We start from the raw sequence: 12,770 nt of genomic DNA, 5'->3' as shown, positions 1-12,770 counted from the left end.
TAAGCAAAGCTACGTAAGCTTACTTGCTTTATTGACTACTTGTTGCCCGCGTTATCGGCGGCCTTGAACGGGAAGCCCAGTGCCTTGAGGAGCGCACGGCCGGCTTCGTCGTTCTTGGCGGTCGTCACAACGGTGATGTCCATTCCGCGAAGACGGTCGATGCGGTCCTGGTCGATCTCGTGGAACATAACCTGCTCGGTCAGACCGAAGGTGTAGTTTCCGCTTCCGTCGAACTGCTTGTCCGAGAGGCCGCGGAAGTCACGGATACGCGGAAGAGCAAGGCTCAGCAGGCGGTCGAGGAACTCCCACATGCGGTCGCCGCGCAGTGTGACGTGCGCGCCGATCGGCTGACCCTCACGCAGTTTGAACTGCGCGATGGACTTGCGGGCCTTGGTGACCTGCGGCTTCTGACCGGTGATCTTCACGAGGTCGGCAACGGCGCCATCAATGATCTTGCCGTCGCGTGCTGCCTCGCCGACACCCATGTTCACGACGATCTTGGTGAGCGTCGGGATCTGGTGCGGGTTGGTGAAGCCGAGTGCCTTGCCGAGTTCGGCAGCAATCTCTGCCTGGTACTTCGCCTTGAGGCGAGGCTGGATGGCCGCGGCGGGCGCGGTTCCAGCTGCATCCACTGCAGTGTCAGTCATTAGAGGTCCTTACCTGACTTCTTGGCGTAACGGATGCGGACCGTCTTGGAGACGCCGTCCTTCGTTACCTCTTCAATACGCACGCCAACCTTGGTCGGCTTCTTGGTCTCCGGGTCGACAATCGCAACGTTGGACACGTGGATCGGGGCTTCGAAGGTCTCGATGCCACCGGTCTTGGTGCCGCGCTGGGTCTGGCCGACGCGAACGTGCTTGGTCACGAAGTTGATGCCCTCGACGAGAACACGGTTCTTCTCAACCTGCACTTCGAGCACGCGCCCCTGCTTGCCACGGTCTCCGCCGCGAGCCTGGGTGCGGCCGGTGATGACCTGAACGAGGTCACCCTTCTTGATTCTGGCCATGACTTAGATAACCTCCGGTGCCAACGAGATGATCTTCATGAACTTCTTGTCGCGAAGCTCGCGACCGACCGGTCCGAAGATGCGGGTACCGCGGGGGTCACCGTCGTTCTTCAAAATCACTGCGGCGTTCTCATCGAACTTGATGTACGAACCGTCTGGACGACGGGTCTGCTTTTTGACGCGAACGATGACAGCCTTGACGACGTCACCCTTCTTGACGTTGCCGCCCGGGATAGCGTCCTTGACCGTGGCGACGATGATGTCACCGATACCGGCGTAGCGACGGCCTGAGCCACCGAGAACGCGGATGGTCAACAGTTCCTTGGCACCCGTGTTGTCGGCAACCTTGAGTCGTGATTCTTGCTGAAGCACTTTCTAACTCCTTCTTTCAAGCAAGCGCGAGGCTTACTTGGCCTTCTCGAGAATCTCGACCAGGCGCCAGCGCTTGGAGGCGCTGAGCGGACGGGTCTCACTGATCAGGACCAGGTCACCGATGCCGGCGGAGTTCGCCTCATCGTGAGCCTTCAGCTTGGACGTACGGCGGATAACCTTGCCGTACAACGGGTGCTTCACGCGGTCTTCAACCTCGACAACGATGGTCTTGTCCATCTTGTCGCTGGTCACGTATCCACGCAGCGTCTTGCGGTAACCGCGAACCAGAGCCTCAGCCTCGGCAGCGACGACCTTCTCGTCAGACTTCGCCATGACTAGGCCTCCTTCGTCTCGACGGCCTCGGCTGCGGCATCCTCAGTGGGAGCCTCAGCCTTGGCCTTCTTGGTCTTCTTCTCAGCCTTGGCCGGAGCCGAGGCCGGAGCAGCGACAGGCGTGGCACGAATGCCCAGCTCGCGCTCACGAATGATCGTGTAGATGCGAGCGATGTCGCGCTTGACCGCACGCAGGCGGCCGTGGCTCTCGAGCTGACCGGTGGCCGACTGGAAGCGCAGGTTGAACAGCTCTTCCTTGGCCTTCTTCAGCTCTTCGAGCAGTCGCTCATTTTCAAATGTGTCGAGCTCGTCAGTTGCGAGCTCCTTGGATCCGAGCGCCATTATGCGTCGCCCTCCTCGCGCTTGATGATGCGTGCCTTGAGAGGCAGCTTGTGAATTGCACGGGTGAGTGCTTCGCGGGCCAGCGTCTCAGAGACACCGGACACCTCGAACAGGACGCGACCCGGCTTGACGTTGGCGACCCACCACTCGACAGAACCCTTACCGGAACCCATGCGGGTTTCGGCCGGCTTCTTGGTGAGCGGACGGTCTGGGTAGATGTTGATCCACACCTTTCCGCCACGCTTGATGTGACGCGTCATGGCGATACGAGCGGACTCGATCTGACGGTTGGTCACGTAAGCGGGCGTCAGGGCCTGGATGCCGTACTCACCGAACGAAACAGTGGTACCACCGGTTGCGTGGCCGCTACGGCCCGGGTGGTGCTGCTTGCGGTGCTTTACCTTGCGTGGAATCAACATGGTTATGCCTCAACTCCTGCTGCAACCGGCGCCTGCTCGGCGCGAGGCGCACGGCGGGGACGGTCGTCACGACGCTCGGGGCGCGACGACTTTGCGTTCGCCTGCTCGCGAGCGAGTTCCTTGTTGGTGATGTCGCCCTTGTAGATCCAGACCTTCACGCCGATACGGCCGAAGGTGGTCTTGGCTTCATAGAAGCCGTAGTCGATGTTCGCGCGCAGGGTGTGCAGCGGCACACGGCCTTCGCGGTAGAACTCCGAACGGCTCATCTCAGCGCCGCCGAGACGGCCGGAGACCTGGATGCGAACACCCTTGGCGCCGGCACGCTGGGCGCCCTGCAGACCCTTACGCATCGCGCGGCGGAAAGCCACACGAGCGGAGAGCTGCTCGGCAATGCCCTGAGCGACAAGCTGAGCGTCAGCCTCGGGGTTCTTGACCTCGAGGATGTTCAGCTGGATCTGCTTCTTCGTGAGCTTCTCGAGGTCGGCACGGATGCGCTCGGCCTCGGCGCCACGGCGACCGATCACAATGCCCGGGCGGGCAGTGTGAATGTCAACGCGGACGCGGTCACGGGTGCGCTCGATCTCGATGCGCGAAACTCCCGCGCGGTCGAGGCTCGTGCTCAGCAGGCGACGGATCTGAACGTCTTCAGCGACGAAATCGCTGTAACGCTGACCCGGCTTCGTGCTGTCAGAGAACCAACGCGACACGTGGTCGGTCGTGATTCCCAGACGGAAGCCATAGGGGTTTACTTTCTGACCCATTACTTCGTACCCTCCTCAGGAGTGGCGAGCACAACCGTGATGTGGCTCGTGCGCTTCAAAATCTGGAATGCGCGGCCCTGTGCACGCGGCTGGAAACGCTTGAGGGTCGTGCCCTCATCAACGAATGCGCTGCTCACGTACAGGTCCTGCTCGTCCAGAAAGGTGTTCGAGGCATCTGCCTTGACTCGGGCGTTGGCCATGGCCGAAGCCACCAGCTTGTAGACCGGGTCGCTCGCACCCTGCGGGGCGAACTTCAGGATTGCCAGGGCCTCGATAGCCTGCTTGCCGCGAATCAAGTTGACGACGCGACGAGCCTTCTGGGGGGTAACGCGGATGTGACGCACACGTGCGATCGACTCCACCATTTCTTCTCCTCCTTTCGCCACCGCGTTAGCGGCGACGGCCCTTCTTGTCGTCCTTCACGTGTCCACGGAAAGTACGAGTCGGCGCGAATTCACCGAGCTTGTGTCCCACCATGGTTTCGGTGACGAACACCGGGATGTGCTTGCGACCGTCGTGCACGGCGATGGTGTGTCCCAGCATGGCGGGGATGATCATCGACCGGCGTGACCAGGTCTTGATTACGTTCTTGTTGTTGGCTTCGTTCGCCGTGACAACCTTGCGGAGCAGGTGGTCATCAACGAAGGGGCCCTTCTTGAGACTGCGTGGCATCGTCTACTCCTACTTACGCTTCTTGCCGACGGTACGGCGACGAACAATGAGCTTGTCGCTTTCCTTGTTGATGTGGCGGGTGCGCCCTTCCTTCTGGCCCCAAGGGGAGACAGGGTGACGTCCACCGGAAGTCTTACCTTCACCACCACCGTGCGGGTGGTCGACCGGGTTCATGGCGACACCACGTACGGTCGGGCGAACGCCCTTCCAACGCATACGGCCGGCCTTTCCCCAGTTGATGTTGGACTGCTCGGCGTTGCCGACCTCACCAATGGTTGCGCGGCAGCGAGCGTCGACGTTACGGATTTCTCCGGACGGCAGACGAAGCTGGGCGTAGGGGCCATCCTTGGCCACGAGGCGAACCGACGCACCGGCGGAGCGGGCCATCTTGGCGCCACCACCCGGACGCAGCTCGATCATGTGAATGACCGTACCGGTGGGGATGTTCTTCAACGGCAGGTTGTTACCGGGCTTGATGTCAGCACCGGGTCCCGACTCGACGATGTCGCCCTGGTTCAGCTTGTTCGGAGCAACGATGTAGCGCTTGGTGCCATCAACGAAGTGCAGCAGCGCGATGCGTGCCGTACGGTTCGGGTCGTACTCGATGTGAGCGACCTTGGCGTTGATGCCATCTTTGTCGTTGCGCTTGAAGTCGATCACACGGTACTGGCGCTTGTGGCCACCACCGATGTGACGAGTCGTGATGCGACCCTGGTTGTTACGACCACCGGTCTTGGACAGGGGACGAAGCAGCGACTTTTCCGGGGTCGAGCGGGTGATCTCTGCGAAGTCCGCAACAGATGAACCACGGCGACCCGGGGTCGTGGGCTTGTACTTACGAATAGCCATTTGTTATTCCTCTAATCCGAGCCGCGTTAGCCGACGGCCGTGAAGATGTCGATGGAACCAGACTTCAGCGTGACGATGGCACGCTTGGTGTCCTTGCGCTTGCCCATACCGAACTTGGTACGGCGAGTCTTCCCAACACGGTTGAGCGTGTTGATCGACGCGACCTCGACCTTGAAGATCTTCTCAATAGCGAGCTTGATCTCGGTCTTGTTCGAGCGCGGGTCCACGATGAAGGTGTACTTGCCCTGATCAATCAGGCCGTAGCTCTTCTCAGAGACGACCGGAGCGATGATGACGTCGCGGGGGTCCTTGTTGATAGCGGTAGCCATTATGCGGACACCTCTTCCTTCTTGGTCTTCGCCGACACGAACGCGTCAAACGCGCCCTTGGTGAAGACGATGTCGTCACTGACGAGCACGTCGTAGGCGTTCAGCTGGTCCCACGCAAGAACGTGGACGGTCGGAACGTTACGGATGCTACGCAGGGTGAGCTCGTCGGAGCGCTCGAGAACGACCAGCACGTGCTTGCTCGAGGCGATGCTGTTCAGCAGCGACAGGGCAACCTTGGTGTTGGGGGTCTCGCCCGTGAAGAGTGCCTCAACCACGTGAACGCGTCCACCGCGAGCGCGGTCGGACAGCGAGCCACGAAGAGCTGCGGCGATCATCTTCTTGGGGGTGCGCTGATCGTAGCTGCGCGGGGTCGGTCCGTGGACGATGCCACCACCGGTCATCTGAGGGGCGCGGATCGAGCCCTGACGAGCGCGACCGGTTCCCTTCTGCTTGAACGGCTTGCGACCGGCGCCGGAAACTTCGCCGCGGCCCTTGGTCTTGTGCGTACCCTGACGTGCGGCAGCGAGCTGCGCGACAACGACCTGGTGAATCAGCGGGATGTTGGTCTGAACGTCGAAGAGGTCTGCGGGCAGCTCAACGGAGCCAGCCTTCTTGCCCTTCGCGTCGACGATGTCGAGTGCAGTAGCCATGAACTACGCCCCCTTCACTGCGTTGCGAACGAATACGAGACGGCCCTTGGCGCCGGGAACGGCACCCTTGACCAGCAGGAGGCCCTTTTCGGCATCAACCGAGTGAACCTTGAGGTTCAGCACAGTGACGCGCTCGCCACCCATTCGACCAGCCATGCGCATGCCCTTGAAGACACGGCTCGGGGTCGAGGAAGCACCGATGGAACCGGGCTTACGGTGGTTGCGGTGTGAACCGTGCGAAGCGGAGACACCCTTGAAGTTGTGACGCTTCATGACACCGGCGAAGCCCTTACCCTTGCTCGTGCCCATGACGTCAACCTTGGTACCGGCTTCGAAAACACCGTCAACGGTGAGTTCCTGGCCCAGGGCGTAGTCAGCGGCATCCGCGGTGCGGAGTTCGGTGAGGTGACGGCGCGGCGTGACGCCGGCCTTGTCGAAGTGACCTGCGGCGGGCTTGTTCACCTTGCGCGGGTCAATGGCGCCAGAAGCGATCTGAACGGCGTTGTAGCCGTCGACCGCGGTGCTGCGAATCTGGGTGACGACGTTCGGCGCGATTTCGATGACGGTCACGGGAACAAGCTTGTTGTTCTCGTCCCACACCTGGGTCATGCCGAGCTTCTTGCCGAGCAGGCCCTTGGTGGTCTTAGTATCTGCGTGAGACATTCCGGCCCCCTTAGAGCTTGATCTCGATGTTGACGTCGGCCGGAAGGTCGAGACGCATAAGCGAGTCGACAGCCTTCGGCGTCGGGTCAATGATGTCGATCAGACGCTTGTGGGTGCGCATTTCAAAGTGCTCCCGGCTGTCCTTGTACTTGTGAGGCGAACGGATGACACACACCACGTTCTTCTCGGTCGGAAGCGGCACGGGGCCGACGACGGTTGCACCCGCACGGGTGACGGTGTCGACGATCTTGCGCGCCGAGGTGTCAATGACCTCGTGGTCATATGACTTAAGTCGAATGCGGATCTTTTGTCCCGCCATGTCGAACTCTCTCTCTGTCAAGGCGTCTTACCTCTCCTGGATTTGCCGGGAGCGGCATTGGACGCCGTCGTAGCACTACTGCTGTGGCACCACTGTTCTTCTGTCAATTTCGACTCGCGCAGAAAAACCATGCGAGCCGACACCAACTCTCAGCAGACATGGATAAACCACGCCGAGATGAGTGTTGGTTTTAGCTTCGTTCTGCTCCCCGCGGCCTAGCCCAGACTCCGTAAAGAGCGGCTATGCACTGCCTGGCAGTGATCTCGATGCTGCGCGAGGCGCTGCAGTCGAAAGTGTTGAACTAGAAGAGTCTGCCACAGAAATGGGTGCATTTGCAACCCGGGCGTGTCGCGCCGCCCGCCCCCGCGTCCATGACCGCGCACGCAGAAGTGGGGCCGCATTCGAGGGGTGTGAAAAAGAATATTGAAACATTTTTGGAAAGTCGCGTAATAGAACCCCCACCTTCACGTCTCTCCCTATGAAGGTGCTCACCACAGAGGAGCAACCACGAGTAAGAAGGAGATCATCATGGGACGCCGTTCGAAAGCAGAAGAGGCCAAGAACAAGGCTTTCAAGGCGTTGACCGCAGCGATCGTTGAAGAGGTATACGAGAAGCTCCCGTCGGTGATGACGGTTCGCGAACTTCAGATGACTGTCGGCACGAGCGCGAGCTATCTGCGAGCCTCCCTGGTCTCCGGACGAATCACGGGCATGCAGCGCGGATCTCGCTGGGAACTGCCGAAAGAAGCGAACGAAGACTTCATCAAGCGGGGACTCCTGAAGCGCATGAAGCAGCGCGCCGTGGCCCCGGTCGCACCTGCCGTTCCCGATGCGCGCGAATCCGCGCCGATCTATTCCTTCCCCACGACGCAATCGCCTTCGTCCTCCTCGACACCGCAATCCGGCCAGTTCAACAGCCACATGCTGTGCGCCGGTTGTGGAGCAGCTGCACTCGAAGCCTGACCCACCAGGTCGTCATGCCCGCACCTCTGCCCCGCAGACGCCGCCGGACACTTCACACCGGGTGAACTGCTCTAGTTGGGCCGAGCCGGTTGCGCCGGCATGAGCTCCGACAGCGTGCGTGCCCGCCGCCTCGGGGAGGACTATGACGCCACGATCGGGGCTCATGGTCCGTCCGATGAAGCCGACGAGCGCTACCTCGCCATCGATGAAGAGATCCTGCTGGATCTCGATGACCTCGATGCGACAGAGTTGAGCCGCCTTATGGCCGTCGTACGCGCATCCATCGAGCGCAGCTGCACGATTGAACCGAGCGTGGCCGGCGGCATCGCGTTGACCAAGACGGTGAACGGCGTGCCGCTGTAGCGAGCCGTCCCGGGTACAAAAAAGGGCCGGACCCGAAGGCCCGACCCTTTTCTCAGAGCGTTATTACTTGATGATCTTCGTCACCGTGCCGGCGCCGACGGTGCGGCCACCCTCACGGATTGCGTAGCCGAGGCCCTCTTCCATGGCGATCGGCTGGATCAGCACGACGGTCATGTCGGTGGTGTCGCCAGGCATAACCATCTCGGTGCCCTCGGGCAACGTGATGACGCCGGTGACGTCGGTGGTACGGAAGTAGAACTGCGGACGGTAGTTCGCGTAGAACGGGTTGTGACGGCCGCCTTCTTCCTTCGAGAGGATGTAGGCAGTGCCCTCGAAGTCGGTGTGCGGCGTAACCGAACCCGGCTTGACGACAACCTGGCCGCGCTCAACATCTTCACGCTTGATACCGCGAAGCAGCAGACCACAGTTCTCGCCGGCCCACGCCTCGTCGAGCTGCTTGTGGAACATCTCGATACCCGTGACCGTGGTCTTCTGCGTCGGGCGGATGCCGACGATCTCGACCTCGGAGTTGATGCCCAGGGTGCCACGCTCGGCGCGGCCCGTGACGACGGTTCCACGACCGGTGATCGTGAAGACGTCCTCGATCGGCATCAAGAACGGCTTGTCCTTGTCGCGGATGGGATCGGGGATGTGCTCGTCGGCAGCTTCCATCAGGTCGAGGATGGACTGGGTCCACTTCTCGTCGCCTTCGAGAGCCTTGAGGCCCGAAACACGAACGACGGGAGCGTTGTCGCCGTCGAAGCCCTGGCTGGAGAGGAGTTCGCGAACCTCGAGCTCAACGAGCTCAAGGATCTCTTCGTCATCGACCATGTCGGACTTGTTCAGCGCGACCATCAGGTACGGCACGCCGACCTGCTTGGCGAGCAGAACGTGCTCACGGGTCTGAGCCATCGGGCCGTCGGTAGCGGCAACCACGAGGATTGCGCCGTCCATCTGAGCAGCACCGGTGATCATGTTCTTGATGTAGTCAGCGTGGCCCGGGGCGTCTACGTGTGCGTAGTGGCGCTTCGGGGTCTCGTACTCGACGTGCGAGATGTTGATCGTGATACCACGCTGGCGCTCTTCGGGAGCGGAGTCGATCGTTGCGAAGTCGCGCTGAACGTTGGTGGCGGACGGGAACTTGTCGGCCAGGACCTTCGAGATCGCTGCAGTCAGCGTGGTCTTTCCGTGGTCAACGTGACCGATCGTTCCGATGTTTACGTGCGGCTTGTTCCGCTCGAACTTGGCCTTGGCCACTGTGGGTCCTCCTCAGGACTCGGATGATCCGCCGCTCGCCATGGCGAGCGGCGAATCCGCTGGATTTGTATTTATGTTACTCGGGCCAGGCGGCCTAAGCGATTTGGGCCAGAAGGCCCGTGGGGCTATTCGCCCTTGTTCTTTTGGATGATCTCGTCGGCAACAGCCTTCGGGACCTCCGCGTAGCTCTCGAATGTCATCGAGTACACGGCGCGTCCTGAAGTCTTGGACCTCAGGTCGCCGATGTAACCGAACATCTCCGACAGCGGAACGTGGGCGCGAATAACCTTCACACCGCTTGCGTCCTCCATGTCCTGGATCTGGCCACGGCGTGAGTTGAGGTCACCGATCACGTCACCCATGTATTCCATGGGGGTACGCACCTCGACGGCCATCAACGGTTCGAGCAGAACCGGGTGTGCTTTCCTGACGGCTTCCTTGAAACCCATCGATCCAGCAATCTTGAACGCCATCTCCGAAGAGTCGACGTCGTGGGCGGCACCGTCAAGCAAAATTGCCTTGACGCCGACCATGGGGTAACCCGCCAGCACACCGACGTGGAGGGCATCCTGGATGCCCGCGTCGACCGACGGGATGTACTCGCGGGGCACGCGGCCACCGGAGACCTTGTTCTCGAACTCGTAGCTCTTCTCGGGAGTGATCGCGAGAGGCTCGATTGCGATCTGAATCTTTGCGAACTGACCCGAACCACCGGTCTGCTTCTTGTGGGTGTAGTCGTGACGCTCGACGGCCTTCTTGATCGTCTCGCGGTACGCAACCTGGGGCTTGCCCACGTTTGCTTCCACGTTGAACTCACGCTTCATGCGGTCGACAAGGATGTCAAGGTGAAGCTCACCCATACCCTTGATGACCGTCTGACCGGTTTCCTGGTTCTGCTCGGTACGGAAGGTCGGGTCTTCTTCAGCGAGCTTCTGGATCGCGAGACCCAGCTTCTCCTGGTCGGCCTTCGTCTTCGGCTCGATGGCCACTTCGATGACGGGCTCAGGGAACGTCATCGATTCGAGGACGACCTGCTGGGCCGGGTCACACAGGGTGTCACCGGTGGTGGTGTCTTTCAAACCGATCACGGCGAAGATGTGGCCAGCGGTCACGAAATCGACGGGGTTTTCCTTGTTGGCGTGCATCTGGAAGATCTTCCCGATGCGCTCCTTCTTGCCCTTGGTCGAGTTGATGATCTGGGCACCGCTGTCGATGCGGCCCGAGTACACGCGAATGTAGGTCAGACGGCCGAAGAACGGGTGCACGGCAACCTTGAACGCGAGAGCAGCGAACGGCTCGTCGGCCTTCGGGTGCAGCATGACGACCTTCTCTTCGTCGCGAGCGTCGTGCGCCTCGATGGCGGGAACGTCAAGCGGCGTGGGGAGGTAGTCGACGACTGCATCCAGCATCGGCTGAACGCCGCGGTTTTTGAATGCAGAACCACAGAGAACCGGGTAGATCTGGCTGGCGACGGTCAGCTTGCGAATGGCGCCCTTGATCTCGGCGACAGTGAGTTCTTCGCCACCGAAGTACTTCTCCATGAGGGCGTCATCGGTCTCGGCAACGGTCTCGAGCAGCAGCTTGCGGTATTCCGCGGCCTTCTCGACGAGGTCGGCCGGGATCTCTTCGATGGCGTACTTGGCGCCCATCTCGACGTCACCCTTGGAGTCTCCACGCCAGGTCAGCGCGCGCATCTGAACGAGGTCGACAACGCCCTCGAACTCAGACTCTGCACCGATCGGCAGCTGGATGACCAGCGGCTTGGCGCCGAGGCGGTTGATGATGGTGTCGACGGTGAAGTAGAAGTCGGCGCCCAGCTTGTCCATCTTGTTGACGAAGCAGATGCGGGGAACGTCGTACTTGTCGGCCTGGCGCCAGACGGTCTCGGACTGGGGCTCAACGCCCTCCTTGCCGTCGAACACTGCAACGGCACCATCGAGAACGCGGAGCGAACGCTCCACCTCGACGGTGAAGTCAACGTGGCCGGGGGTGTCGATGATGTTGATCTGGTTGTTGTCCCAGAAACACGTGGTGGCAGCAGAGGTGATCGTGATGCCACGTTCCTGCTCCTGTGCCATCCAGTCCATCGTTGAGGCGCCATCGTGCGTCTCACCGATCTTGTGATTCACACCCGTGTAGAACAGGATGCGCTCAGTTGTGGTGGTCTTGCCGGCATCAATGTGGGCCATGATGCCGATGTTGCGGACCTTGCTCAGGTCGGTGAGCACGTCAAGTGCCACGGGTGTCCTCCGGAAGTTTTGGTAAGGCGGGGATCGAACAGGCAAGAAGAGCGTAACCGGCGGATGCTGAGCATCCGCCGACTACGCTCCGGCTCACTACCAGCGGTAGTGAGCGAAGGCCTTGTTCGCTTCGGCCATCTTGTGAGTGTCTTCACGACGCTTCACCGCGGCACCGAGGCCGTTGGACGCGTCGAGGATCTCGTTGGTGAGACGCTCGGTCATGGTCTTCTCGCGACGCGCTTTGGCGTAGCTGGTCAACCAGCGCAGCGCCAGGGTGTTGGCGCGGTGCGGCTTGACCTCAACCGGAACCTGGTAGGTGGAACCACCGACGCGGCGCGAACGCACCTCAAGGGTGGGACGCACGTTGTCGAGTGCCTTCTTCAGCGTGACAACTGCATCAGCACCGTTCTTGCTGGAAACGCCCTCGAGTGCGTCGTAAACGATGCGCTCGGCAAGACCCTTCTTGCCGTCGAGGAGGATCTTGTTGACGAGCTGGCTGACGATGGGAGCACCGTATACCGGGTCAGCGACAACGGGACGCTTGGGAGCTGGGCCTTTACGAGGCATTACTTCTTCTCCATCTTCGCGCCGTAGCGGCTGCGAGCCTGCTTGCGGTTCTTGACGGCCTGGGTGTCCAGTGCGCCGCGAACGATCTTGTAACGCACACCGGGAAGGTCCTTCACGCGACCGCCGCGGACGAGCACCATGGAGTGCTCCTGCAGGTTGTGTCCCTCACCGGGGATGTAGGCGGTGACCTCGGTACCGTTGGACAGCTTGACGCGGGCGACCTTACGGAGAGCCGAGTTCGGCTTCTTCGGGGTGGTGGTGTACACACGGGTGCATACGCCGCGCTGCTGCGGGTTGGCCTTCAGGGCGGGAGCCTTGGTCTTGGTGACCTTGGGGCTGCGGCCCTTCCTGACCAACTGCTGAATGGTTGGCACTAATTACTCCTTGTTTTTGCTGCACGGTGACAGCTCATTGATGGTTAGCATTCGAGAATGTTTTTTCAAACACCTGTTGCCAGGTCACTCGAGTTCATCTGGACCTTCCAGCCCTAACGGAACGGGTTCTGTGATTTGTGGAAGGTATGCCGTGGGGGCTGCTCGGAGAGCAAACCCTGCATATATGCGTTAACGGAGCTTGGGCGCCTCACTGCTACATGAGCAGCATGAGGGCACGGATCAAGCGCACGACAAATCGCACACCGGAAAATACTATCCCGAGCGTGCCCTA

20 protein-coding genes are annotated in these 12,770 nt (G+C 60.9%); 2 read left to right on the top strand and 18 right to left on the bottom strand.

Annotation, left to right across the window (positions count from 1 at the left end):
- Positions 1-35: 35 nt before the first annotated feature.
- The 14 genes from rplE to rpsJ are packed head-to-tail and all read right to left on the bottom strand — an operon-like array spanning position 36 to position 6,714.
- Positions 36-647, bottom strand: coding sequence for a 50S ribosomal protein L5 (gene rplE / locus HNR05_RS16615; RefSeq protein ID WP_179580145.1), 612 nt, complete (start codon positions 645-647; stop codon positions 36-38).
- Entirely contained in the window at positions 647-1,006 is a 360-nt protein-coding gene (rplX, locus tag HNR05_RS16610) for a 50S ribosomal protein L24 (RefSeq protein WP_179580144.1), read from the bottom strand. Before rplX ends, rplE begins: the two co-directional genes overlap by 1 nt.
- A gap of 3 nt (positions 1,007-1,009) precedes the next feature.
- Positions 1,010-1,378, bottom strand: a complete 369-nt coding sequence (gene rplN, locus HNR05_RS16605; RefSeq protein WP_179580143.1) for a 50S ribosomal protein L14 — start codon at positions 1,376-1,378, stop codon at positions 1,010-1,012.
- A 33-nt stretch (positions 1,379-1,411) separates the two neighbouring features.
- A complete protein-coding gene (gene rpsQ, locus HNR05_RS16600) occupies positions 1,412-1,711 on the bottom strand; it encodes a 30S ribosomal protein S17 (RefSeq protein WP_179580142.1) in 300 nt (99 codons plus the stop codon).
- Positions 1,712-1,713: 2 nt separating this feature from the next.
- Positions 1,714-2,052 carry a 50S ribosomal protein L29 gene (rpmC, locus tag HNR05_RS16595; protein ID WP_179580141.1) on the bottom strand — a complete coding sequence of 113 codons (339 nt, stop codon included), beginning with the start codon at positions 2,050-2,052 and terminating at the stop codon, positions 1,714-1,716.
- Complete coding sequence (gene rplP, locus HNR05_RS16590; protein ID WP_179580140.1) at positions 2,052-2,471, bottom strand: 50S ribosomal protein L16; 420 nt, start codon at positions 2,469-2,471, stop codon at positions 2,052-2,054. The genes rpmC and rplP overlap by 1 nt, the downstream gene beginning before the upstream one ends.
- A 2-nt stretch (positions 2,472-2,473) precedes the next feature.
- The gene (rpsC, locus tag HNR05_RS16585; RefSeq protein WP_179580139.1) at positions 2,474-3,232 is read right to left on the bottom strand and encodes a 30S ribosomal protein S3; all 759 of its coding nucleotides are present in this window, start codon (positions 3,230-3,232) and stop codon (positions 2,474-2,476) included.
- Complete coding sequence (gene rplV / locus HNR05_RS16580; protein ID WP_179580138.1) at positions 3,232-3,597, bottom strand: 50S ribosomal protein L22; 366 nt, start codon at positions 3,595-3,597, stop codon at positions 3,232-3,234. Before rplV ends, rpsC begins: the two co-directional genes overlap by 1 nt.
- Positions 3,598-3,622: 25 nt before the next feature.
- A complete protein-coding gene (gene rpsS / locus HNR05_RS16575) occupies positions 3,623-3,904 on the bottom strand; it encodes a 30S ribosomal protein S19 (RefSeq protein ID WP_064296700.1) in 282 nt (93 codons plus the stop codon).
- Positions 3,905-3,913: 9 nt separating this feature from the next.
- The gene (gene rplB / locus HNR05_RS16570; protein WP_179580137.1) at positions 3,914-4,753 is read right to left on the bottom strand and encodes a 50S ribosomal protein L2; all 840 of its coding nucleotides are present in this window, start codon (positions 4,751-4,753) and stop codon (positions 3,914-3,916) included.
- 26 nt (positions 4,754-4,779) lie between these two features.
- The gene (gene rplW, locus HNR05_RS16565; RefSeq protein ID WP_179580136.1) at positions 4,780-5,082 is read right to left on the bottom strand and encodes a 50S ribosomal protein L23; all 303 of its coding nucleotides are present in this window, start codon (positions 5,080-5,082) and stop codon (positions 4,780-4,782) included.
- Positions 5,082-5,732, bottom strand: a complete 651-nt coding sequence (gene rplD, locus HNR05_RS16560) for a 50S ribosomal protein L4 (protein ID WP_179580135.1) — start codon at positions 5,730-5,732, stop codon at positions 5,082-5,084. Before rplD ends, rplW begins: the two co-directional genes overlap by 1 nt.
- A 3-nt stretch (positions 5,733-5,735) precedes the next feature.
- Positions 5,736-6,395, bottom strand: a complete 660-nt coding sequence (gene rplC, locus HNR05_RS16555) for a 50S ribosomal protein L3 (protein WP_179580134.1) — start codon at positions 6,393-6,395, stop codon at positions 5,736-5,738.
- Between the two features lie 10 nt (positions 6,396-6,405).
- Entirely contained in the window at positions 6,406-6,714 is a 309-nt protein-coding gene (gene rpsJ, locus HNR05_RS16550) for a 30S ribosomal protein S10 (protein ID WP_005050520.1), read from the bottom strand.
- 528 nt (positions 6,715-7,242) lie between these two features.
- Here rpsJ and HNR05_RS16545 point away from each other — a divergent pair.
- Positions 7,243-7,677, top strand: a complete 435-nt coding sequence (locus HNR05_RS16545) for a hypothetical protein (RefSeq protein ID WP_179580133.1) — start codon at positions 7,243-7,245, stop codon at positions 7,675-7,677.
- 99 nt (positions 7,678-7,776) lie between these two features.
- Positions 7,777-8,040 carry a hypothetical protein gene (locus tag HNR05_RS16540; protein ID WP_179580132.1) on the top strand — a complete coding sequence of 88 codons (264 nt, stop codon included), beginning with the start codon at positions 7,777-7,779 and terminating at the stop codon, positions 8,038-8,040.
- A 63-nt stretch (positions 8,041-8,103) separates the two neighbouring features.
- On the opposite strand, the gene tuf is transcribed toward HNR05_RS16540, so the two are convergent.
- The 4 genes from tuf to rpsL all read right to left on the bottom strand — a co-directional run bounded on the left by tuf (position 8,104) and on the right by rpsL (position 12,478).
- Entirely contained in the window at positions 8,104-9,297 is a 1,194-nt protein-coding gene (gene tuf, locus HNR05_RS16535) for an elongation factor Tu (protein ID WP_179580131.1), read from the bottom strand.
- Between the two features lie 125 nt (positions 9,298-9,422).
- Complete coding sequence (gene fusA, locus HNR05_RS16530; protein ID WP_179580130.1) at positions 9,423-11,537, bottom strand: elongation factor G; 2,115 nt, start codon at positions 11,535-11,537, stop codon at positions 9,423-9,425.
- A 96-nt stretch (positions 11,538-11,633) separates the two neighbouring features.
- A complete protein-coding gene (gene rpsG, locus HNR05_RS16525) occupies positions 11,634-12,104 on the bottom strand; it encodes a 30S ribosomal protein S7 (protein WP_179580129.1) in 471 nt (156 codons plus the stop codon).
- On the bottom strand, positions 12,104-12,478 hold the full coding sequence (gene rpsL / locus HNR05_RS16520; protein ID WP_055787040.1) for a 30S ribosomal protein S12: 375 nt from the start codon (positions 12,476-12,478) through the stop codon (positions 12,104-12,106). The genes rpsG and rpsL overlap by 1 nt, the downstream gene beginning before the upstream one ends.
- Positions 12,479-12,770 lie beyond the last annotated feature (292 nt).

This window comes from Leifsonia psychrotolerans (assembly GCF_013410665.1).
Taxonomy (GTDB): Bacteria; Actinomycetota; Actinomycetes; order Actinomycetales; family Microbacteriaceae; genus Cryobacterium; species Cryobacterium psychrotolerans_A.
This window is presented reverse-complemented; position numbering and strand designations above follow the sequence as displayed.

Excerpts from the sequence above, each read along its gene's own strand:
- rplE (WP_179580145.1), bottom strand. The coding sequence starts at position 647 with ATGACTGACACTGCAGTGGATGCAGCTGGAACCGCGCCCGCCGCGGCC.
- rplX (WP_179580144.1), bottom strand. The coding sequence starts at position 1,006 with ATGGCCAGAATCAAGAAGGGTGACCTCGTTCAGGTCATCACCGGCCGC.
- rpsQ (WP_179580142.1), bottom strand. The coding sequence starts at position 1,711 with ATGGCGAAGTCTGACGAGAAGGTCGTCGCTGCCGAGGCTGAGGCTCTG.
- rpmC (WP_179580141.1), bottom strand. The coding sequence starts at position 2,052 with ATGGCGCTCGGATCCAAGGAGCTCGCAACTGACGAGCTCGACACATTT.
- rplP (WP_179580140.1), bottom strand. The coding sequence starts at position 2,471 with ATGTTGATTCCACGCAAGGTAAAGCACCGCAAGCAGCACCACCCGGGC.
- rpsC (WP_179580139.1), bottom strand. The coding sequence starts at position 3,232 with ATGGGTCAGAAAGTAAACCCCTATGGCTTCCGTCTGGGAATCACGACC.
- rplV (WP_179580138.1), bottom strand. The coding sequence starts at position 3,597 with ATGGTGGAGTCGATCGCACGTGTGCGTCACATCCGCGTTACCCCCCAG.
- rpsS (WP_064296700.1), bottom strand. The coding sequence starts at position 3,904 with ATGCCACGCAGTCTCAAGAAGGGCCCCTTCGTTGATGACCACCTGCTC.
- rplB (WP_179580137.1), bottom strand. The coding sequence starts at position 4,753 with ATGGCTATTCGTAAGTACAAGCCCACGACCCCGGGTCGCCGTGGTTCA.
- rplW (WP_179580136.1), bottom strand. The coding sequence starts at position 5,082 with ATGGCTACCGCTATCAACAAGGACCCCCGCGACGTCATCATCGCTCCG.
- rplD (WP_179580135.1), bottom strand. The coding sequence starts at position 5,732 with ATGGCTACTGCACTCGACATCGTCGACGCGAAGGGCAAGAAGGCTGGC.
- rplC (WP_179580134.1), bottom strand. The coding sequence starts at position 6,395 with ATGTCTCACGCAGATACTAAGACCACCAAGGGCCTGCTCGGCAAGAAG.
- rpsJ (WP_005050520.1), bottom strand. The coding sequence starts at position 6,714 with ATGGCGGGACAAAAGATCCGCATTCGACTTAAGTCATATGACCACGAG.
- HNR05_RS16545 (WP_179580133.1), top strand. The coding sequence starts at position 7,243 with ATGGGACGCCGTTCGAAAGCAGAAGAGGCCAAGAACAAGGCTTTCAAG.
- HNR05_RS16540 (WP_179580132.1), top strand. The coding sequence starts at position 7,777 with ATGAGCTCCGACAGCGTGCGTGCCCGCCGCCTCGGGGAGGACTATGAC.
- rpsG (WP_179580129.1), bottom strand. The coding sequence starts at position 12,104 with ATGCCTCGTAAAGGCCCAGCTCCCAAGCGTCCCGTTGTCGCTGACCCG.